17 protein-coding genes are annotated in these 19,408 nt (G+C 64.9%); 6 read left to right on the top strand and 11 right to left on the bottom strand.

Annotated elements, in window-relative coordinates; all coding sequences use genetic code 11:
• The first annotated feature begins 6 nt into the window (after positions 1–6).
• From BW975_RS01780 to BW975_RS01755, 6 genes are all read left to right on the top strand, one after another.
• On the top strand, positions 7–924 hold the full coding sequence (locus BW975_RS01780; RefSeq protein ID WP_076530453.1) for a dimethylarginine dimethylaminohydrolase family protein: 918 nt from the start codon (positions 7–9) through the stop codon (positions 922–924).
• A 138-nt stretch (positions 925–1,062) separates the two neighbouring features.
• Complete coding sequence (locus BW975_RS01775) at positions 1,063–2,247, top strand: efflux RND transporter periplasmic adaptor subunit (RefSeq protein WP_076530452.1); 1,185 nt, start codon at positions 1,063–1,065, stop codon at positions 2,245–2,247.
• Between the two features lie 54 nt (positions 2,248–2,301).
• Positions 2,302–5,406: an efflux RND transporter permease subunit gene (locus BW975_RS01770; protein WP_076530450.1), complete on the top strand. Its 3,105-nt coding sequence runs from the start codon at positions 2,302–2,304 to the stop codon at positions 5,404–5,406.
• Positions 5,407–5,510: 104 nt separating this feature from the next.
• Entirely contained in the window at positions 5,511–5,972 is a 462-nt protein-coding gene (locus BW975_RS01765) for a (2Fe-2S)-binding protein (protein ID WP_076530448.1), read from the top strand.
• A 3-nt stretch (positions 5,973–5,975) separates the two neighbouring features.
• Positions 5,976–8,138 carry a xanthine dehydrogenase family protein molybdopterin-binding subunit gene (locus BW975_RS01760; RefSeq protein ID WP_076530445.1) on the top strand — a complete coding sequence of 721 codons (2,163 nt, stop codon included), beginning with the start codon at positions 5,976–5,978 and terminating at the stop codon, positions 8,136–8,138.
• Positions 8,138–8,734 carry an Isoquinoline 1-oxidoreductase subunit gene (locus BW975_RS01755; protein ID WP_076533285.1) on the top strand — a complete coding sequence of 199 codons (597 nt, stop codon included), beginning with the start codon at positions 8,138–8,140 and terminating at the stop codon, positions 8,732–8,734. Before BW975_RS01760 ends, BW975_RS01755 begins: the two co-directional genes overlap by 1 nt.
• Here BW975_RS01755 and BW975_RS01750 read toward each other — a convergent pair.
• The 11 genes from BW975_RS01750 to BW975_RS01700 all read right to left on the bottom strand — a co-directional run bounded on the left by BW975_RS01750 (position 8,731) and on the right by BW975_RS01700 (position 19,254).
• A complete protein-coding gene (locus tag BW975_RS01750) occupies positions 8,731–9,729 on the bottom strand; it encodes an LLM class flavin-dependent oxidoreductase (RefSeq protein WP_076530443.1) in 999 nt (332 codons plus the stop codon). The two genes, BW975_RS01755 and BW975_RS01750, sit on opposite strands and share 4 nt — an antisense overlap.
• 62 nt (positions 9,730–9,791) lie before the next feature.
• Positions 9,792–10,613 (bottom strand): metallophosphoesterase family protein, encoded by an 822-nt coding sequence (locus BW975_RS01745; RefSeq protein ID WP_244512545.1) that lies wholly within the window; start codon positions 10,611–10,613, stop codon positions 9,792–9,794.
• Complete coding sequence (locus BW975_RS01740) at positions 10,610–11,548, bottom strand: diacylglycerol/lipid kinase family protein (protein WP_076533281.1); 939 nt, start codon at positions 11,546–11,548, stop codon at positions 10,610–10,612. The genes BW975_RS01745 and BW975_RS01740 overlap by 4 nt, the downstream gene beginning before the upstream one ends.
• A 219-nt stretch (positions 11,549–11,767) precedes the next feature.
• Entirely contained in the window at positions 11,768–12,514 is a 747-nt protein-coding gene (locus BW975_RS01735; RefSeq protein ID WP_076530442.1) for an amino acid ABC transporter ATP-binding protein, read from the bottom strand.
• Between the two features lie 11 nt (positions 12,515–12,525).
• On the bottom strand, positions 12,526–13,389 hold the full coding sequence (locus BW975_RS01730) for an amino acid ABC transporter permease (RefSeq protein ID WP_076530440.1): 864 nt from the start codon (positions 13,387–13,389) through the stop codon (positions 12,526–12,528).
• 211 nt (positions 13,390–13,600) lie between these two features.
• Entirely contained in the window at positions 13,601–14,344 is a 744-nt protein-coding gene (locus tag BW975_RS01725) for an amino acid ABC transporter permease (RefSeq protein WP_076530438.1), read from the bottom strand.
• Positions 14,345–14,410: 66 nt separating this feature from the next.
• Complete coding sequence (locus tag BW975_RS01720; RefSeq protein ID WP_076530436.1) at positions 14,411–15,220, bottom strand: transporter substrate-binding domain-containing protein; 810 nt, start codon at positions 15,218–15,220, stop codon at positions 14,411–14,413.
• A 98-nt stretch (positions 15,221–15,318) separates the two neighbouring features.
• Positions 15,319–16,170, bottom strand: a complete 852-nt coding sequence (locus BW975_RS01715) for an ABC transporter permease (RefSeq protein WP_076530434.1) — start codon at positions 16,168–16,170, stop codon at positions 15,319–15,321.
• On the bottom strand, positions 16,170–17,027 hold the full coding sequence (locus tag BW975_RS01710) for an ABC transporter permease (RefSeq protein WP_076530432.1): 858 nt from the start codon (positions 17,025–17,027) through the stop codon (positions 16,170–16,172). The genes BW975_RS01715 and BW975_RS01710 overlap by 1 nt, the downstream gene beginning before the upstream one ends.
• Positions 17,028–17,030: 3 nt before the next feature.
• Positions 17,031–18,131: an ABC transporter ATP-binding protein gene (locus BW975_RS01705; RefSeq protein WP_076530430.1), complete on the bottom strand. Its 1,101-nt coding sequence runs from the start codon at positions 18,129–18,131 to the stop codon at positions 17,031–17,033.
• A gap of 67 nt (positions 18,132–18,198) precedes the next feature.
• Positions 18,199–19,254, bottom strand: a complete 1,056-nt coding sequence (locus tag BW975_RS01700) for an extracellular solute-binding protein (RefSeq protein WP_418314322.1) — start codon at positions 19,252–19,254, stop codon at positions 18,199–18,201.
• Positions 19,255–19,408 lie beyond the last annotated feature (154 nt).

Genomic DNA, 19,408 nt, shown 5'->3' with positions numbered 1-19,408 from the left:
AACCACATGCTCGACCAGACCAAATCAGACTTCACGCTCCAGCGCCGCAAGCGCGGCGGCGGCACGGCCCCGATGCAGCACTGGCACCTACCGAACGAGACCGGCGCGCTTAGCCATGTCCTGCTCGGCTCGCCCGCGCATCTGAAACACCTATCGACCAGCAGCCTGTCGTCCAAGCACCTGCGCGAGAACCCCTGCAACATCCAGGTGGCGCAATCTCAGCACGCCGAGATGGTCGCCGCCTACGAGCATTTCGGCGTCAAGGTGCAGATGCATGCGCCCGAGCCAGAATTGCCTATGCAGGTCTACGCGCGCGATTCGTCCGTCATGACGCCCTACGGCGCGATCATTACGGCGATGTCCCAGTGGTGGCGCCGGGGCGAGAATTACGCGGCGATCCGCACCTATGAACGCCTTGGCATCCCGATCTACGACATGGTGACCGCCGGCACCTTTGAGGGCGGCGATTTCAATGTGATCGAAGAGGGTGTCGTACTGATCGGCTGCGGCGGCGCGCGCACCAACGAGGCGGGCGCGCGGCAGGTCGCCGGCTGGTTCGAGGACGAGGGCTGGGAGGTCAAGCTGGCCTTTATCGACGAGTATTACGTCCATATCGACCTGATGGTCGTGCCCATCGCCGAGAAGCTGACGGCGGTCTGCCTTGATTGCACCGATCCGTGGATCGTGGACTGGTTGAAGGGCAAGGGCCACGAGATCATCGACGTTCCCTTCCGCGACACGATGAATCTCGGCTGCAACGTCATGAGCCTCGGCAATGGCAAGGTGATCGCGCCCAAAGCGTCGACGGTGCTGGTGGACAATCTGCGCGCGCGTGGCTTCGAGGTGGCGGCGATCGATACGGCAGAAATCTCGAAGACCGGCGGCGGCATTCACTGCATGGCGCAGGCTCTGAACCGCGGCTGACGTCCAATGCCCGGCGCGCGGCGCGGATCCCGCGCGCCAACCGGTCATGGCGCGCCGTGCCGGCGCCCCTTGTGAACCGTTCGGTTTGGCCTATGCTCTGGCCAACTCGCACGCGACGCCGATTGGACCCCTGATCTGATGCAGAACCCGAAAATTATGTGCCGCCTTGCCGCGGCTTTCCTGGCGCTGGTCGTGGCCGCGCCCGCCCTTGCCCAGCAGGGTGAGCGTCCGCCCCCTGCGGTCACGGTCGTAACCGTGCGCGCCAGCGATGTTGGCCTGACCACGACCTTGCCGGGCCGTGTCGTTGCCTCTGCCGAGGCCGAGGTGCGTCCCCAGGTGGCCGGCATCATCACCGAGCGGCTCTTTGACGAGGGGGGCCGCGTCGAGGCGGGCGATGTGCTCTACCGGATCGACCCGGCCAGCTATGACGCCGCCGTCGCACAAGCCCGCGCCGCCGTCGCGCAGGCGCAGGCGCAGGTCAAGGCGACCGAACGCGAGGCGGGGCGGCTGGAAACGCTGTCCGAGCGCAACGTGGTCAGCGAGCAAGCGCTGGACAGCGCCATCGCCGCACGGGACGGGGCCATCGCGTCGCTCCAGGTCGCCGAGGCGCAATTGCAATCGGCCGAGATCGAGCTTGACCGCACCGAGATCCGCGCCCGCCTTTCGGGCGAGATCGGGCGCTCGATGGTCAGCCCCGGTGCGCTGGTGACGGCCAGTCAGCAATCGCCGCTGGCGACGGTGCGCAACATCGACCCCGTTTATGTGGACGTGACGCAATCGGCCTCCGAGCTGCTGGCCTTTCGCCGCGGCAATGGCGGCGCGCGCATCGACGCGGACGGGCCGCAAGAGGTTGAACTGACGCTCGCCGATGGCAGCGTGTTCGATCAAACCGGCATGTTGACTGCCGCCGAGCCGGTGGTCGATCCTCTGACCGGCGTGGTCGTGCTGCGCATCGAATTCGCCAACCCCGAAAAGCTGCTGCTGCCCGGCATGTATGTGCAGGCCGAGATGCCCAGCGGCGTCGCGCAAGGCGCGATCCTGGTCCCGCAGGAGGGCGTCAGCCGCAACCGGCGCGGCCAGCCGACCGCGCTGGTGGTCGGCGCCGACAATGTGGTCGAGCAGCGCGTGCTGACCGTTTTGCAGGATCGCGGACAGGAATGGGTGGTCTCGGACGGGCTGACCGATGGAGACCGCGTTGTCGTGACCGGCCTTCAAAAGGCCACCCCCGGCGCGACCGTAACGCCCGAAGAGCGCGCAGCGCCCGAGGCCGAGCCCCAAGATGGGGCCAGCGCCGAAGACACCGCAGAACAGCCAACCGAGTGATGCGGCCCCGCGCCGCAGCACGCCTGACCCGATCCTGACCGGAGCGCCCCACGCATGGCCCGTTTCTTTATCGACCGACCGATCTTTGCCTGGGTCATTTCGATCTTCATCATGGGGATCGGCGTGCTCTCGATCGTCACGCTGCCGGTCGCGCAATATCCCGAAATCGCGCCGCCGACAGTGTCGGTCAACGCGGCGTATCCCGGCGCCAGCGCCGAGACGGTCGCCAATACCGTCACCCAGGTGATCGAGCAGCAGATGACCGGCCTAGATGGGCTGCGCTATATCTCATCCAGCTCGACCAGTGCGGGCGGCACCAGTATCACTCTGACCTTCGAGACGGGCACAGACCCCGACATCGCACAGGTGCAAGTACAGAACAAACTAGCGCAGGCCACCGCCCTGTTGCCCGAGCCGGTGCAGCGGCAGGGTGTGACGGTGCAGAAATCCTCGTCAGGCTTTTTGATGGTGATCGCGCTGATCTCGGACTCGGGCGCCTATGATGCAACCGATTTGGGCGACTATCTTGAGACCAACATGGTCAACGAGCTGAGCCGTGTCGACGGTGTTGGCAACGTGCGTGTCTTTGGCGCGCAATATGCGATGCGGATCTGGCTGGACCCCGCCAAGCTGGCCGCGTTCGAGCTGACCCCCGCCGACGTGACACGCGCCGTACAGGCGCAGAACGCCCAGATCTCGGCGGGCGAATTCGGTGCGCGGCCCGCGGTGGACGGGCAGGTGCTGAACGCCACGATCACCGCGCAATCGCTGCTGACCACGCCCGAGGACTTCCGCCAGATCGTGATCCGTGCCGAAACCGACGGGGGACTTGTCCTGATCAACGATGTCGCGCGTGTCGAAATCGGCGCCGAAAACTACGGCACCATCTCGCGCTTCAATCGGCAGGCGGCCTCGGGCCTTGCCATCAGCCTTGCACCCGGCGCGAACGCGCTGGACACCGCCTCGGCGGTAGAAAGCCGCGTCGAGGAACTTGCGCAGTTCTTCCCGGACGGGATTGAATACGTGATCCCTTACGACACGACACCCTTCGTCGAAATCTCGATCGAAGAAGTGATCAAGACGCTGGTCGAGGCGATCATCCTCGTTTTCTTTGTCATGTACCTCTTCTTGCAAAACCTGCGCGCCACGCTGATTCCGACGCTGGCGGTGCCTGTGGTCCTTCTGGGCACGTTCGGGGTGCTGTCGCTGATGGGGTTTTCGATCAACACGCTGACCATGCTGGCGATGGTTCTGGCCATCGGCCTTCTGGTTGATGACGCCATCGTCGTGGTCGAGAACGTCGAGCGCATCATGGAGCAGGAGGGCCTGCCACCAAAGGAAGCTACACGCAAGTCGATGGACGAGATCACAGGCGCGCTGATCGGCATCGCGGTGGTCCTGTCGGCGGTGTTTGTGCCGATGGCGTTCTTTCCAGGCTCGACCGGCGTCATCTACAAACAGTTCTCGGTGACGATCATCTCGGCCATGGTGCTGTCCGTGGTCGTGGCGCTGACACTGACCCCCGCCCTCTGCGCCAGCCTTCTGAAGGCCAAACATGACGACGCGCCGCGCCGCGGCCCGTTCGGCTGGTTCAACACAGGCTTTGACAAATTGCTCGGCGGCTACGCGGGCAGCGTCAGCTGGATTGTGCGGCGCCCGTTCCGCGTGGGCATCGTTTATCTGGCACTCGTCGCGGTGATGGTTGGCCTTTTCATGCGCACACCGCAGGGCTTCTTGCCCGAAGAGGATCAGGGCATCCTCTTTACCCTCATTCAAGGGCCGACCGGCACCACGGCCGAGCAGACGCTGGATGTGGTCAAGCAGGTCGAGGATTACTACCTCACCCAGGAAAGCGAGATGGTGCAGAGCGTTTATGGCATCGCGGGCTTCAGCTTTGCGGGTCAGGGCCAGAACCTTGGCCTCGCGTTTGTGCGTCTCAAGGACTGGAAAGAACGCGAGGCCGAGGGCCAAAGCGTTCAGGCGCTGGCGGGCCGGGCCTTTGGCGCGTTCAGCCAGATCCAGGGCGCGCAGGTCTTCCCCATCGTGCCGCCTTCGGTGATCGAGCTGGGCAACGTATCGGGCTTTGACTTCTACATCCAGGCGCGCGGCGGCCAAAGTCACGAGCAGCTTTTGGAGGCGCGGAACCAGATGCTGGGCATGGCCGCCGAAAGCCCCCTGATCGCCAGCGCGCGGCCCTCGGGGCTGGAGGATGCGGCGCAGTTCAACCTCGATATCGACTGGCGCCGCGCGGGTGCGATGGGCGTCAGCGCGACCGATGTCGGTGCGCTGCTCAGCACCGCATGGGCCGGGCAATACGTCAACGATTTCGTCGATGACGGGCGCATCAAGCGTGTCTATGTGCAGGGCGAGCCCGATGCCCGCGCCGTGCCGTCCGATATCGAGAAATGGCGCGTGCGCAACGCCAATGGCGGGCTGGTGCCGTTTTCCAACTTCGTCGATGCCGGGTGGGATTATGGCCCCCAAGGCGTCAATCGCTACAACGGCGTGCCCTCGATGCAAATTCAGGGTTCGCCCGTGCCGGGCGTTTCGACCGGCGAGGCGATTGCCGAGATCGAGCGGCTGGCCGAGCAATTGCCACCCGGCTTTCAGATCTCGCTGACGGGCCTGTCGTTGGAAGAGCAGGAATCGGGCAGCCAGGCGCCGCTTCTTTACGGCCTGTCGCTGGCCGCGATCTTCCTTGCGCTCGCCGCTCTATACGAATCGTGGTCCATTCCCTTCGCGGTCATGCTGGCGATGCCGATTGGCGTCGTCGGCGCATTGGGCGGCGCGTATCTGGGCGGGTTCGAAAATGGCGTCTTCTTTCAGGTCGGCCTCCTGACCGTCATCGGCCTTACGGGGAAAAATGCGATCCTCATCGTGGAATTCGCGCGGGACAAACGCGAGGCGGGCGAGGGTATCTTCGAGGCCGCCGTCGACGCGGCGCGTCAGCGTTTCCGCCCCATCCTGATGACCTCCATGGCCTTCTCGCTGGGCGTTCTGCCACTGGTGCTCAGCACCGGCGCAGGCTCGGGCGGGCGGACGGCCATCGGGTCGGGCGTGCTGTCGGGCACGATCACGGCGACGGTGCTGGGCGTTCTTTTTGTCCCGCTCTTTTTCGCCTTGATCGCGCGGCTGGGCCCCAAGAAAAAAGGCAGCTGAGCGCAGAGGGATACGGGCAAGACCTCCTATCTTGACGCTTGGACAGGTCGCAATCCCCTCGGGCCGTGCTACGTTTCGTCGCACACGCCCGAGGAGAAACCCCAATGGCCATTTCACTTACCGTAAACGGCAAACCCGTCACGCTGGATGCCGATCCCGATATGCCCCTGCTTTGGGCGCTGCGCGATGAGCTGCGCCTGACCGGCACCAAGTTTGGCTGCGGCATCGCGCAATGCGGCGCCTGCACCGTCATGCTGGACGGCATGACACAGCGCTCTTGCGTCACCCCCATCGGCACGCTCGAAGGCGCCGATGTCCGGACCATCGAGGCGCTGGACGGCCCCGAGGCCGAGGCGGTCAAGGCCGCTTGGGTGGATATCAACGTGCCGCAATGCGGCTATTGCCAATCGGGGCAGGTCGTCTCGGCCACCGCCCTTTTGCGCGAGATCCCGAAACCCACCGATGAGGACATCGACAACGCGATGGGCGGCAATGTCTGCCGCTGCGCGACCTATGCCCGTATCCGCCAGGCGATCCGCCAGGCCTCAGACAGTCTGGAGGGCTAAGCCATGCATCCGAGCCTCAAATCACTCACCACCCCGCGCCCTACGCGCCGCGGCTTTCTGACCGGATCCGCCGGTCTGATCCTGGGCATGTATCTGGCCCCCAAGGCCCGCGCCAGCGTGGCCGAGGATGGCTCTGCGCCCAATGCCTTCGTGCGCATCGCGCCCGACGACACAGTGACCGTTCTGGTCAAGCATATCGAGATCGGGCAAGGCGCCAACACCGGCCTGCCCATCCTCGTGGCCGAGGAGATGGACGCCGACTGGTCCCAGATGCGGGCCGAGCAGGCGCCCGTCGATCCCAGCCTTTACGTCAACACCGCCTTCGGCGTGCAGGGCACGGGCGGCTCCACGGGCCTGTCGAACAGCTACATGACGATGCGGCAAGCGGGCGCCGCGGCGCGCGCGATGCTGGTGGCCGCTGCTGCGGAGCAGTGGGGCGTGCCTGCGGGCGAGATCACCGTGTCAAAGGGCGTCGTGGCGCATGAGGGCAGCGGGCAATCCTCGGGCTTTGGCGCGTTGGCCGAGGCGGCGGCAGGGATGCCGGTGCCCGAAAATCCGGCGCTCAAGGATCCCGCCGAATTTACGTTGATCGGCGGCGAAGGTGTCACGCGGCTTGATGCCGAAACCAAATCGAACGGCAGCGCGCAATTTTCGATCGACGTGATGCGGGACGGCATGCAGGTCGTCGCCATGGTCCATCCGCCCAAATTCGGGGCGACGGTGGCCTCCTTTGACGATAGTGCCGCGTTGAAAATCGCCGGCGTGAATGCCGTCCGTCAGGTGCCGTCCGGTATCGCCGTCTCTGGCGCCAATACTTACGCCGCCTTCAAAGGCCGTGATGCCGTGATTGTGCAATGGGACGAAAGCGGCGCCGAGACCCGGTCGTCGGACGAAATCGCCCGCACCTTTGCCGAGGCGGCGCGGAAGTCCGCCAAGGTGGTCGAGGCCGAAGGCGATATCGATACCGCGCTGGAAAACTCGGCGCAGGTGATCGAGGCCGATTACCTCTTTCCCTATCTCGCCCATGCCGCGCTCGAGCCGCTGGACGGCGTGATCGAACTGCGCGAGGACGGCGCCGAAGTTTGGGCCGGCGAGCAGATCCCCACCATCAGCCGCCAGACGATGGGCGGCGTTCTGGGCATTGAGTCGAGCACGATAGAAATGCACACGATGTATGCGGGGGGCAGCTTTGGCCGCCGCGCCACACCCGACAGCCATTTCGCTGCCGAGCTTGCGCATGTCGCCAAGGCCGCCGGGCCCGGCGCCTACAAGCTGGTTTATACCCGCGAGAATGAAATGCAGGTGGGCTATTATCGCCCGCTGACGGCGCACCACCTCAAGGCGGGGCTGGACGCGGATGGCAATATCACCGGCTGGCTGAACACCGTCGCGAACCAGTCGATCATCGCGGACACGCCTTTTGCGATGATGATGAAAGACGGTCTGGACCCGACCGCCTATGAGGGGTCAAACGATCTGCCCTATGATCTGCCGAACAGCCGTCTCAGCTGGGCACAGATGCAGGGCGGCGTGCCGACCCTCTGGTGGCGCTCGGTCGGGCATACGCATACGGCCTACGCGGTCGAGACGTTTCTCGATCAGGTGCTGCAAGCGGCCGGGCGCGATCCGGTCGAGGGCCGCCTTGCCCTGATGCGCGAGGACCGGCCCCGCGATGCCGCCGTGCTGCAACGTGTGGCCGAAATGGCCGGATGGTCCGGCCCCGGCATGGGCGACAGCCGCATGGGCGTCGCCGTGGTGCGCAGTTTTGGCAGCTACGTCGCGCAGATCGCGCAGGTCGAGGACCGGGGCGGCATGCCCCACGTCACCCGCGTCTGGTGCGCTATTGATTGCGGCCTCGCCGTGACACCGGACGTCGTGCGCGCCCAGATGGAAGGTGGCATCGGCTTTGGCCTTGGCGCGATCCTGCATGACGAGATCACGCTGGGTGAGGGAGGCCGCGTCGAGCAGGCCAATTACGACACCTACCCAATGCTGAGGATAAACGAGATGCCGGAAATCGAAGTATCGATCCTGCAAAGCGATGCGGACCCGACGGGCGTGGGCGAGCCGGGCACACCGCCCATCGCGCCCGCCGTCGCCAATGCGTGGCGCGCGCTGACGGGCAAGATGCCTTACAGGTTGCCCTTTGCGCGGGGGGCTGTGTGATGCGGTATTTTGTGAAAACCCTGATTGCCCTGCCCTTCGTGGCCCTGCCCGCCTTTGCCGAAGATCTGGCTGCGCCGGACAGCTTCGCCGCGATCACGGACGATGCCGAACGCTCGGCCGCGATCTTTACCGAGATGGGCAAGGTTTTGCAGCATCCGCGCTGTCTGAACTGTCACCCGGTCGATGGCACACCGCGTCAAGGCGATGATCTGGCCCTGCATCAGCCGCCAGTGGTGCGCGGGCAGGGCGGGTTCGGCGCCACGGGCATGCGGTGCAGCACCTGCCATGGCGCCGAGAATGTCGAATATGTCGGCGCCCAAGGATCGGTGCCCGGCCATGCGCCTTGGCATTTGGCGCCCATCTCGATGGGATGGATCGGGCTGACCCTGCCCGAGATCTGCGCGCAGATCAAAGACCCCGAGCGCAATGGCGGGCGCAGCTTGGCCGAGTTGCATGACCACAACGCCAATGATGGCCTCGTCGGCTGGGGGTGGGAGCCGGGCGAGGGGCGCGAGCCTGCGCCGGGCAGTCAGGAACGCTTTGGGGAATTGACCCAAGCGTGGATCGACGCCGGGGCCGCCTGCCCCAGCAGCTAGGCTGCCTTGGCCTCGGCCATGTCCGACAGGACCTCGGCGGCGATCTGGAAGGACCGCTGCCGAGCGCCGGGATCATGGATCTGGCCCGTCAGGATCAATTCATCCGGTGCATAACGCGCCTGCATCTCGGAAAGGGCGGCGCGCACGGATGTTTTGCTACCCGTCGCCGTGACGCGCAGTGCGTGGTTCACCATGCGCGTCATGTCCGGGCCGATCACCGCCTCGATATCATCCACCGGCGCGGGCAGCTTGCCGGGCTTGCCCGTGCGCAGATTGGCGAAAGCCTGCTGCATCGAGCTGCGCAGGCGCGCACCCTCGGCGTCGGTCTCGGCGGCAAAGACGTTGGCGGCCAGCATGAAATAGGGCCGCTCCAAATGCTCGGACGGCTCGAACCGGTCCCGGTAGATCTCGACCGCCTGGTCCAGCGCATCGGGCGCGAAATGCGAGGCGAAGGCATAAGGGAGGCCCAGATGCGCGGCCAATTGCGCGCCGTAAAGGCTGCTGCCCAAGATCCAGACAGGCACATGGGTGCCCTGCCCGGGATGCGCGGCCACGGGTGCGCCGGGGCGCGCGTCTCCGAGGTAATGGATCAGCTCCATCACATCCTCCGGAAAACGGTCCTGCTCCAGCCCGCGGCGCAGGGCGCGGGCGACGGCCATATCGCCACCGGGCGCGCGGCCAAGACCCAGATCAATACGGCCCGGATGAATGGTGGCCAGCGTGCCGAACTGCTCGGCAATCGCCAGAGGCGCGTGGTTGGGCAGCATAATGCCCCCTGCCCCGATGCGCATGGTCCGGGTGGCATCCGCGATATGGCCGATCAGCACCGATGTGGCGGCGCTGGCGATGCCGGGCATGTTGTGATGCTCAGCCAACCAGTAGCGGTGATACCCCCAGCCCTCGGCAGCCTTGGCCAGCGCCACGGAATTGGCGATGGCGGTGCGGGCGTCCTGCCCGTCTGGGACGGGCGCGAGATCGAGAACGGAGTAGCGCATTGGTAGGGTTCCTTGGCCGGCGTGTTGCATCTTAGGTGGGCGCGCGAGAGCCCGAGTGCAAGTCAGCGCAGCGGCGCGGGCAGCGCGGCCCAGCCGCCCGCATCATCCGAGGCGAAATGGCGGCGCGTCACGGGGGCAAAACCTGCATCGCCCGCGCCCGCGGCATAGCGCGTTACGGTTATGGCTTGCGGTGCTGCGTCGATCAGATTGAAATCGTTTTCCTCCCCACGCAGACGGGTCGACAGGCCCGTTCCCGCATGCAGTTGAAGCACGCCGCGCCGCCCACTGCGAGACGCAAAAAGCTCGGCGCGCCAGCTGTGCAGATGCCCGGTCAGGATGATGTCCGTGCCCAGCTCTGCCAGACGATCAACGGCACGGTTCGCGCCGCGCGTGGGCCTTTTGGTGTCGCTCGGGCGCTGCTCCAGCGGGTGATGCGCCACGATGATGCGCGTGCGCGCGCCTGCCTCTTTGAATGCCTGCTCTGCCCGCGCAAGGGCGGCGCGGCTGAAGCTTCCGCTTTGATGGGCAAAGCGGTTGACGGTATTGACGCCCAGAACAACCATCCCGTCATCGCTGTATTTCGGCTCCAGATCCGTGCCGATGATGCGGTGATAGTTGCGCCAAGGGCGCAGGATACGCCCGACCGGATTATGCAGCGGGATGTCATGATTGCCGGGCACTACCAGCACGGGGGCCTTCAGCGCCTCAATGAAGTCTCGCGCCTCGCGAAACTGGGCCGAGCGGGCGCGCTGTGTGAGATCGCCGGAAATGGCGACCAGATCCGGGGCCAGCGTGTTCACCTCGTCGATGAGCGGCCTCAGCAATTCGGGGCGGGCGCGTCCAAAATGCAGGTCGGACAGATGGATGATGCGGCGGGCGATCACCGCGTGCCATCCTGCCGCGCTTCGGGCACGATCACGGTCAGCTCGCCTTCGATGGCCTCCAGCGTGTACGGCGCGCGCATCCGCGCCCGCTCGCCATCGCAGGCGACATCGCGGGGGCTGCGCTTGGCTTCGATGGTCATGCGGCGGCCCGCGATCAACTGAAACTGCACGTCACGCTGCGCGCGGCCCACGGCCAGCGCGAGGGCGTTCTTGATCATGCCCCAGCGTCCGGTATCGGGCGCAACAAAGAGGGCCAGATGCCCTTGAGCGATGTGCTCTTCACCCTCCAGCCCCATCTGGCGCAGCTGAAAGGCGTTGTTCACCGCAAAGGCCAGCGGGGTGCGGTGGGTGCTGCTATGGCCGTCCGTTTCAATCGTCAGACGCAAAGGCTTGCGCAGGGTCGCCAGCGTCACCAGCACCGACCAATAGGCGGCGATCCGGCTGCGGCCCCATTTGCGATACGTCTCCTCGCGGGTGCGCAGGATGGCGGGATAAGCCCCGAGGCTGGCATTGTTGAGGAACGTGCGCCCGTTGATCGAACCGATGCGCACGCCGCGCGGCGCGCCGCCGGTGATCAGCTTGGCCGCCTCGGCCGCGTCCTCGGGGATGTCGAGGGAGCGTGCGAAATAGTTGAACGTGCCCAGTGGGATGATCCCCATGGTCACGCCACTGCCCTGCAGCACGCCCGCGATCCCGGCGATGGTGCCGTCGCCGCCCGCCGCCACGATGATCTCAAAGCCATCCTTGATGGCCTCTCGTGCCGCCCTTTGGATCTGATTGCCCTTGCCCAGCTTGCGGATCTCGGCGGCTATGCCTGCTTCGGCAAAGGCCGCTTCGATCCGGGTGCGCGCGCGGGTTGCATCGCGTTTGCCGGATCCGGCGTTCATCAGAACGCAGATCCGCGGCGGGCTGGGGTGAGTATCTTCGGCGGTCATGCTGCGGTCCTTGTCACTGCGCATCAACCACGAAGGCGCATGGTTGTTCCATTGCCTTGGAACAGTCCAGAGGACAGCTGAGCGGCTCCGCCGTACGGATCAACACGTTTCGAAGATCACGCCGGCACAGTACCCCGTCATCGGCGGCGATCTCGGCCTGTGCGCGCCGCGACCTAGGCTTCGTTCGGCGAGGCTGCGGCGTTGCTGTGGGTCATGGCGCTAGAGGATCTGGCTGAGAAATTGCTGCGTCCGGGGATCCTGCGCATTGTCGAAGAACGTCGCGGGCGGGCCGGATTCCACGATGACGCCGCGATCGGTGAAATAGATGCAATCGGCGATCTCGCGCGCGAAGCCCATCTCGTGCGTGACGAGGATGCAGGTCATGCCGTCGGCGGCCAGATCCTTGATCGTGGTCAGCACCTCCTTGACCGTCTCGGGGTCGAGCGCCGCCGTCACCTCGTCGAACAGCATCACGTCGGGGTTCATCGCGAGGCTGCGCGCGATGGCGACGCGCTGTTGCTGGCCGCCCGAAAGCTCGCCGGGATAGGCGTCTTCCTTGCCCTCCAGCCGCACCTTGGCAATCAGCTTGCGGGCGCGCGCCTCGACGTCCGCGCGGTTCTGGCGCAGCACCTTTATGGGGGCCATCATCACGTTCTGCAGCGCGGTCTTGTGCGGGAAGAGATTGTATTGCTGGAACACCATCCCGACCTTCTTGCGCAGCGCCAGCTTGTCGAGTTGGGGGTCATTCACCTCCAGCCCCTCGACGGTGATCGAGCCCTTCTGGATGTCGTTCAGCGCGTTGATGCAGCGGATCAGGGTCGATTTGCCCGAACCCGAGGGGCCGATGATGCAGATCACCTCGCCCTTCATTACGTCGAGGCTGACGCCGCGCAGCACCTCGGTCGGGCCGAAGGACTTGTGCACGTCCTTCAGCGATACGATGGGCTGGTCGGGGGTCCAGGTCATGGGGGCCTCGCTCATGTGTTCACCGAGAATTTGCGCTCGAGCCGCCGCGTGGCGGCGCTGATCGGGTAGCAGTAGATGAAGAACCAGCTGAGGATGTAGAGATACATCGGGATCAGCAGATCCACCCGCCCCTCGGCGCTGAGGGCGGCGCGGGTGAGGGTCATCACGTCGCTGATGCCGATGATCGACACGAGCGGCGTCGCCATGGTCAGCACGGCGTAGAGGTTCATCCAGGAGGGCAGCACGCGCTTGACCGTCTGCGGCAGGATCACGTCCGTCATGATCTGGCGGCGGGTGAAGCCGAGGGATTCGGCCGATTCCCATTGGCCCGTCGGGATAGAGAGGATCGCGCCGCGCATGTATTCGGACATATAGGCCATGACCGGCAGCGACAGGCCGATGGTCGCCTTGATCCAGCCGGGAAAGGGAATGGTCGTCTCGCCGATCTCGATCTGGAAGGGGATCAGCAGGATGCAGTAGAACAGCAGCACCAGCCAGGGCGAGTTGCGGAAGAACTGCGTGACGAGCCAGGCGATGCTGCGGATGGGCCGGAAGGGTGAGACCTGAAGCACACCGAGGATGACGCCCAGCACGGTGCCGATCGCCATCGACATGATCGAGATGAGCACGTTGAAGCCGAAGCCCCCCGCGAGGGTGGGCGTCCATTCGAGAAGGATCGAGACGATGCTCTCGCGTCCCTCGGCGCCGTCTTGGGCAAAGGCGGGGGAGATGAGGATATAAGCCAGCGCAAGGAGGAGCGCGGTGGCTGTCCAGGGGTTCAGGATGCGCTCGGCCAGCGGCAACGGCTCGGGGCGGATGCGCATCGGGTGCAGGACCGGGAGGGCGCCGCGGATTTTGGCAGGCTGATGGATCATGGTGTGGCTCGCGTCCGGGCGGACCGGAGGGCGGGCGTTGGCCCGTGGGGTGGCGCTGCAACGGCAGTTCTGTGCGCTTTATACCGGCCAAGTCCGTCCATCCCGCATGCGGCGCGCGCGGTGGCCAAAGCGCCAGCCCGCCGGAACGGGCCGGCGCTCGCCCGGCGCGCTGCGCGCTTGATTCCGGGCGTCGGTGAGTGGGCAACCGTCCTCATTCGCCATACCCCGGAATGCGCAGGACCTTTTCCCAGCGGTGCAGCACCCAGACCAGCACGGCGACGAGGCCGACGTAGGAGATCAGCAGCACGTTCATCATCTCGCGCACGTTCAGATCCTCGGACCAGATCTGCGCCGAGACATAGAGCAGCTCGGGCACGGCGATGGCATAGGCCAGCGTCGTCGTCTTGACGAGGTTGACGAGGTTCGTTCCCAGCGCAGGGAGCGAAATGCGGATGGCCAGCGGCAGCACGATCTCGCGGTAGATCTGAAGGCGCGTGTATCCCAACGCCTCGGCGGCCTCGACGGTGGAGCGCGGCACGGCCTCGATGCCCGCGCGGAAGATCTCGGTATTGAGCGCGCCGGCAAAGAGCGAGAGGGCGATCACCGCCCAGCCGAAATTGCTGACCAGAGGCTGCGGCAGCCCGTTCTCGCCGGTAATGCGCAGCACGGTGCCGATGGCGAAATAGAAGAAATAGAGCTGCACAAGCGGCGGCGTATTGCGGAAAAACGCGACGAAGGCACCGACCAGAACCCGCAGCGTGCGCGAGGGCGCGCCCTGCACGGCGGCGCCGATGATGCCGACGATCAGCGAAAAGATGATCGACAGCACCGCCAGCTTGATCGTGGTCCAGAGGCCAGCGATGTAGCGGCCACGGTAATAATCGTCGCTGAGAACGACCAGATCCAGCAGCCAGTCGGGCCGAAGCCAGTCGATCAGGGGCGCGAGAGATTCCATGCGGAGAGACGGGCCTTTGCCTTGGGTGCGAATGGCCCGGCGGGTGCCGCCGGGCCGGCGCTGGAATTACTGCAGTTTGTCGTGCTGCTCTTGCAGGAAGGGGCTGGGCGCGATGCCGTTGGCCTCATTCCGCTCGATCAGGTAGCCCGACTTGTGCCAGTCGGTGACAATCTCGGACATCTTCTGCCCATAGGCGGTATCCAGATCCTCAAGCGGCACGGCGATGGCCCATGCCTGCGGGTCCTCGGTCTCGAAAGGCATTTCGTACTCGGCCCACTGGTCGTCCGAGGACAGCTGCGACTCGATCCATGTGTTGTCATAAAGGAACGCGATGCAGCTGCCGTTTTGCAGCGCCGATGTCACCTCGGGGATGCCCGCGAAGGCCACCAGGTTGGGGCCGTAAAGCTCGGTCACGCGGCGGTTGTAATAGGCGCCCTGCAGGGCGCAGACATCCTTGCCGCGCAGATCTTCCCATGTCTCGAGGCTCGCGGCCTTGGGGGCGATCACGTTGGTGCCGCCCGCGTAATAGTTGGGCTCGATCATGCCGACGACTTCGCGGCGCTTCTCATTGTCGCCCATCGTGGCGATGATGAGGTCGATCTGGCCCTGCTGCAGGAATTCCATGCGGTTCGAGGCGACGACGGGGATCAACTCGGCCTCGACGCCAAGGCGCTCGGCCACGTCCTTGGCCAGGTCAATCTCGAGGCCGACCAGCTCGCCATCCGAGGTCAGGTAGCCCCAGGGCTTGTAGTCGTTCTTGACGCCGACGACGATCTTGCCGGCATCCATGATGTCCTGCAGCTTGTCGGCCAGTGCGCCGGTGCCGATGACGGCAGCCACGGCCGCGCCGATTGCGGTCTTGATATAGCTTTTCATTGCGCTCTCCTGTTGGTGGGGCACGCAGCGCGCGGGGCGCCGGTCCGGGGCCAGTGTTGGGGACTCGCAGCGCATGAGTCCAGTTTTTTCGCGCGGGATCAGGCGCGACGCTGGAAGGCGATCATCACCAGCGCCAGAAGCGACGAGCCGATCATCAAGAGGAGCGACACCGCGTTCAGCAGCGGGGTCGAGCCTTCCTTGAGCCGGTCGAACATGGCAATCGTCAACGGCGCGTCCGAACCGACGAGCATGAGCGTCGTGTTGAAATTCTCGAAACTCATCAGGAAGGCGACGACGCCCGCGCCGACGATGGCCGGCATGAGAAAAGGAATGGTGATGGTGCGCACCGCCGTGAGGCGATTTGCGCCAAGGTTCAGTGCCGCCTCCTCGAGCGAGGGGTCGAATTTCTGCAGACGAGCCGAGATGACCAGCGTCGCGATTGTGGTGATGAAGGAAAACTGCCCGAGGATGACGAGCGTGAGGCCGGGGCGCAGGAATTGTGCGTCGATTTGCGCCATATCCCAGAGGCCATTGGCCGCCGTCGAGGAAAAGACGAGGATCGAGATGCCGAGCACGATGCCGGGCACCACAAGCGGCAGCAGCATCAGCACGTAGAGCAGGCCACGCCCGCGGAATTTGTAGCGGTTGAAGAGAAACGCGTTGGACGTGCCGACGGCGACCGAGAGGATGGACACGCAGGCGCCGACAAGGGCCGAGGTGCCGATGGCGCCGAGGATCTGGCGTTCGTGAAAGACGCCGATGCGCGGACGCTCGGAGCCGAAGAACCAGTCGAGCGTGAAGCCTTCCCACGGCAGCGACGGGAACTGGCTGTCGTTGAAGGCGAAGACCGCGACAACGATCAGCGGCACCGTCAGATAGACGAAGAAGAGCGCGACATAGCCCGTCCAGATCACGTTGAGCGCACGGGGTGTGGGAATGGTCGGGATCATCAGCCCATCGTCCTTTCCAGCGTCTGGCCGGTCAGCCGCAGCATCGCCCAGATGATGAAGGACGAGGCAGCAAGCAGCATGAAGCCGAAGGCTGCGCCCAGCTCCCAGTTGAAGCGGACGATGAACTGCGAATAGATCATTTCGGTGAACCACAGGCTGTCCTTGCCGCCCAGCATGGTGGGGGTGAGGTAGTTGCCCAAGGAGAGCATGAACACCACGATGCAGCCCGACACGATGCCTGGCACCGCGTGGGGGATCACGATCTCGCGCATCACCGACCAGCTGGAGCCGCCAAGGTCATATCCCGCCTCGATGATCGCATCGTCGAGACTGTCGAGCGTCGTGACCAGCGGCACGACCATGAAGAGCATCGAGGTATAGACGAGGCCGGTCATGATGGCGGCATCGTTATAGAGCATTTCCACCGGGCCGCTCACGATGCCGGACCATTGCAGGAATTGCGAGATAACGCCTGTCTCGCGCAGAAGGATCATCCAGCCGAAGGTGCGCACCAGTTCGGAAACCCAGAAGGGCACGAGGCAGAGCAGAAAGAGGACCGAGCGCGCACGGCCACGCACCATCTTGGCGATGTAGTAGGAGACCGGGAAGGCGATCAGCAGGGTGATAAGCGTGGCGAGGATCGACATGACGGCGGTCCTGAGAAACGTGCGCATATAAAGCGGCTCGGTCAGGATGGTGGTGTATTGCGCGATGCTGGGTTCGTATTCGCCGACGCCCACGCGCTCGCGCAGGCTGAGCATCAGCATGTCGACATGCGGGATGATGATCAGCAGAGACAGCCACAACAAGAGCGGCGTGAGCAGGAGGATGAAACCGAGGCGCGCGTTACTGGCCATCGCCTACGTCCCGCCCGCGGCAAAGCAATTGGCCTGATCCGCGGCAAAGCCGATATGGATGGGCGCGCCGCGCTGAAGATCCGCGAACTCGCCCGATTGGGGGAGCGTCACTTCCACCTCGCTGCCCGCCTCGGTCGTCACGATGATGCGGCTGGCGGCGCCGTTGAACAGAAGGCTGCCGACGGTGCCCGAAAGCTGGTTGTCGAATTGGGACAGATCGGCGGCCGCGCGCCCGATGCGGATCGCCTCGGGGCGCACGAAGATATCGACATGCGCGCCCTTGGAGGTCGCGCCCTTGGCGGCGGCGCGCATGGTCAGCCCGGTCTCGGTGCGCAGCTCGACGGTGTCGCCCTCTGTGCGCTCGACCGTGCCGCGCCACCGGTTGCTGTCCCCAACGAAGCTGGCGACGAAGGCGGTTTCGGGCCGGTAATAGAGATCCTGCCCGGTGCCGACCTGCTCGAACTTGCCCGCATTCATCACGGCGATGCGGTCCGACATGACCAGCGCCTCGGACTGGTCGTGGGTGATGTAGACGAATGTGGTGTCAAACTCGGCCTGCAGCGATTTCAGCTCGACCTTCATGCGCTCGCGCAGTTTCAGGTCGAGCGCGCCCAGAGGCTCGTCCAGCAGCAGAACGTCCGGCTCCAGCACCATGCAGCGGGCGATGGCCACACGCTGCTTCTGGCCGCCCGAAAGCTCGCCGGTCTTGCGCTTGCCGATGCCGGGCAGGCCGATGCGCTCCAGCACCTTGTCCACCTTGCGGGCGATCTCGGCCTTGGAATCCCCGGCGCGGCGCAGGCCATAGCCGATATTGTCCTCGATATTCATCATCGGGAAAAGGGCCAGATGCTGGAACACCATGTTCACGGGGCGTTTGTTGGGCGGCACGTCGAGCACGGATTTGCCCTTGATCGCGATGTCGCCTGACGTTGGCTCGAGAAAGCCCGCGATCATCCGCATGATGGTGGTCTTGCCGCAGCCCGAGGGGCCGAGGATCGAGAAAAACGAGCCCGCAGGCACCGAGAAGGAGACGTCATCGACCGCCAGAGTCTCGCCGAAGCGGCGGGTGAGGTTGGTGCATTCGAGGTCGGGGGGCGTGGTCATGCGGGGTATTTCCAAACGTAAAGAAACGGGCGGCCCTCATGCCGAGGGCCGCCCGTGATTGCAAGGCTTACTGAGCGGCTTTGACGCGGTCCAGAACGCCGCCTTCGATGGCCTCAAGGCCGGCGGGAACGGGCGGATACCACTTGATGTTGTCTACAGCTTCGGGCGGGAAGCTGGCCTGATACTGGGCCTTCAGCGCATCCGAGGCGAATTCGTCCGCGCCCGCCGAGGCGGTGAAGTTGCCGGCGGATTCGGTGATCATCGCCGCCACTTCGGGCTGCATGACGAAGTTGATCCAGTCATATGCGGCTTGATCGGCCTGGCCCTTGGCAGGCAGAACGAAGGTGTCGATCCAGCCCAGCGCGCCCGAGGCAGGCGCGACGAAGTTGATGTCGGCATTGTCGCTGTTCAGCTTCCAGCCGCCGGTATCCCATGCCATCGCAGCCACGACTTCGCCCGAGCGGACCAGATTGAGCAGCTCATCACCGCCGTCCCAGTAGGTTTTGACGACCGGCTTGCACTCGACCAGCTTGGCCTCGACCTGGTTCATGATGTCGGTATAAGCCGCCTCGTCGCCATAGGCGGCGAAGGGATCGAGGCCCATCGAATAGGCGAAACCGATCAGCGTCGGGCGCTTGAGGCGGTAGGATACCTTGCCCTCCAGCGCGGGATCGCACAGGTCGGTGTAATCAGCCACGCCCGATGCCTCGGCGCTGTTCACGATGAGGCCCGATGTTCCCCAGATATGCGGAACGCCGTAAACCTCACCGCCAACAGTGGTGTTCTGCTTGGTCGCCTCCAGCATGGAGGGGATGAACAGATCGCTGTTGATCTGGCTCAGGTCCATCGGCTTGTAGATGCCGAATTCGGCCTGCGGGCCTGCGATGCGGTCCTGGCTGGGCTGGGCAAGGTCAAAGCCGCTGCCGCCAGTGGCGCGCAGCTTGGCGATCATTTCCTCGTTGTTGGACATGGTGACTTCGACGGTGTGGCCCGTCTCGGCCTCGAATTTCTCGATGACGTTCTCGGGGGCGTAACCGCCCCAGGTCAACAGGCGCAAGGTATCCGCACTGGCCGCCGAGGCCATGAGGGCCGTCGTCGCGACGCCCGCGGTGAGTGTCAGCATAATCTTTTTCATGAATATCTCCCAAGTGGTGTTCCGGATGGTCGTGCCGCGCATATGTGCATGTATCTGCAACATTTTCGTGACACGTGCCGGTCCACGGTCTTCTCCGGTAGGGCCGGGTCCGGTCGGCGGCAGTAGGCAGGACTGCGCCCGA

This window comes from Roseovarius nanhaiticus (genome assembly GCF_900156535.1).
GTDB lineage: Bacteria > Pseudomonadota > Alphaproteobacteria > Rhodobacterales > Rhodobacteraceae > Roseovarius > Roseovarius nanhaiticus.
Note: the sequence above shows the minus strand (reverse complement) of the source record. Positions and strands in the feature narration are given on the sequence as shown.

Bases quoted from the DNA above. Each gene is read 5' to 3' on its own strand.
- BW975_RS01780 (WP_076530453.1), top strand. From the start codon at position 7: ATGCTCGACCAGACCAAATCAGACTTCACGCTCCAGCGCCGCAAGCGC.
- BW975_RS01775 (WP_076530452.1), top strand. From the start codon at position 1,063: ATGCAGAACCCGAAAATTATGTGCCGCCTTGCCGCGGCTTTCCTGGCG.
- BW975_RS01770 (WP_076530450.1), top strand. From the start codon at position 2,302: ATGGCCCGTTTCTTTATCGACCGACCGATCTTTGCCTGGGTCATTTCG.
- BW975_RS01765 (WP_076530448.1), top strand. From the start codon at position 5,511: ATGGCCATTTCACTTACCGTAAACGGCAAACCCGTCACGCTGGATGCC.
- BW975_RS01760 (WP_076530445.1), top strand. From the start codon at position 5,976: ATGCATCCGAGCCTCAAATCACTCACCACCCCGCGCCCTACGCGCCGC.
- BW975_RS01755 (WP_076533285.1), top strand. From the start codon at position 8,138: ATGCGGTATTTTGTGAAAACCCTGATTGCCCTGCCCTTCGTGGCCCTG.
- BW975_RS01750 (WP_076530443.1), bottom strand. From the start codon at position 9,729: ATGCGCTACTCCGTTCTCGATCTCGCGCCCGTCCCAGACGGGCAGGAC.
- BW975_RS01740 (WP_076533281.1), bottom strand. From the start codon at position 11,548: ATGACCGCCGAAGATACTCACCCCAGCCCGCCGCGGATCTGCGTTCTG.
- BW975_RS01735 (WP_076530442.1), bottom strand. From the start codon at position 12,514: ATGACCTGGACCCCCGACCAGCCCATCGTATCGCTGAAGGACGTGCAC.
- BW975_RS01730 (WP_076530440.1), bottom strand. From the start codon at position 13,389: ATGATCCATCAGCCTGCCAAAATCCGCGGCGCCCTCCCGGTCCTGCAC.
- BW975_RS01725 (WP_076530438.1), bottom strand. From the start codon at position 14,344: ATGGAATCTCTCGCGCCCCTGATCGACTGGCTTCGGCCCGACTGGCTG.
- BW975_RS01720 (WP_076530436.1), bottom strand. From the start codon at position 15,220: ATGAAAAGCTATATCAAGACCGCAATCGGCGCGGCCGTGGCTGCCGTC.
- BW975_RS01715 (WP_076530434.1), bottom strand. From the start codon at position 16,170: ATGATCCCGACCATTCCCACACCCCGTGCGCTCAACGTGATCTGGACG.
- BW975_RS01710 (WP_076530432.1), bottom strand. From the start codon at position 17,027: ATGGCCAGTAACGCGCGCCTCGGTTTCATCCTCCTGCTCACGCCGCTC.
- BW975_RS01705 (WP_076530430.1), bottom strand. From the start codon at position 18,131: ATGACCACGCCCCCCGACCTCGAATGCACCAACCTCACCCGCCGCTTC.
- BW975_RS01700 (WP_418314322.1), bottom strand. From the start codon at position 19,254: ATGCTGACACTCACCGCGGGCGTCGCGACGACGGCCCTCATGGCCTCG.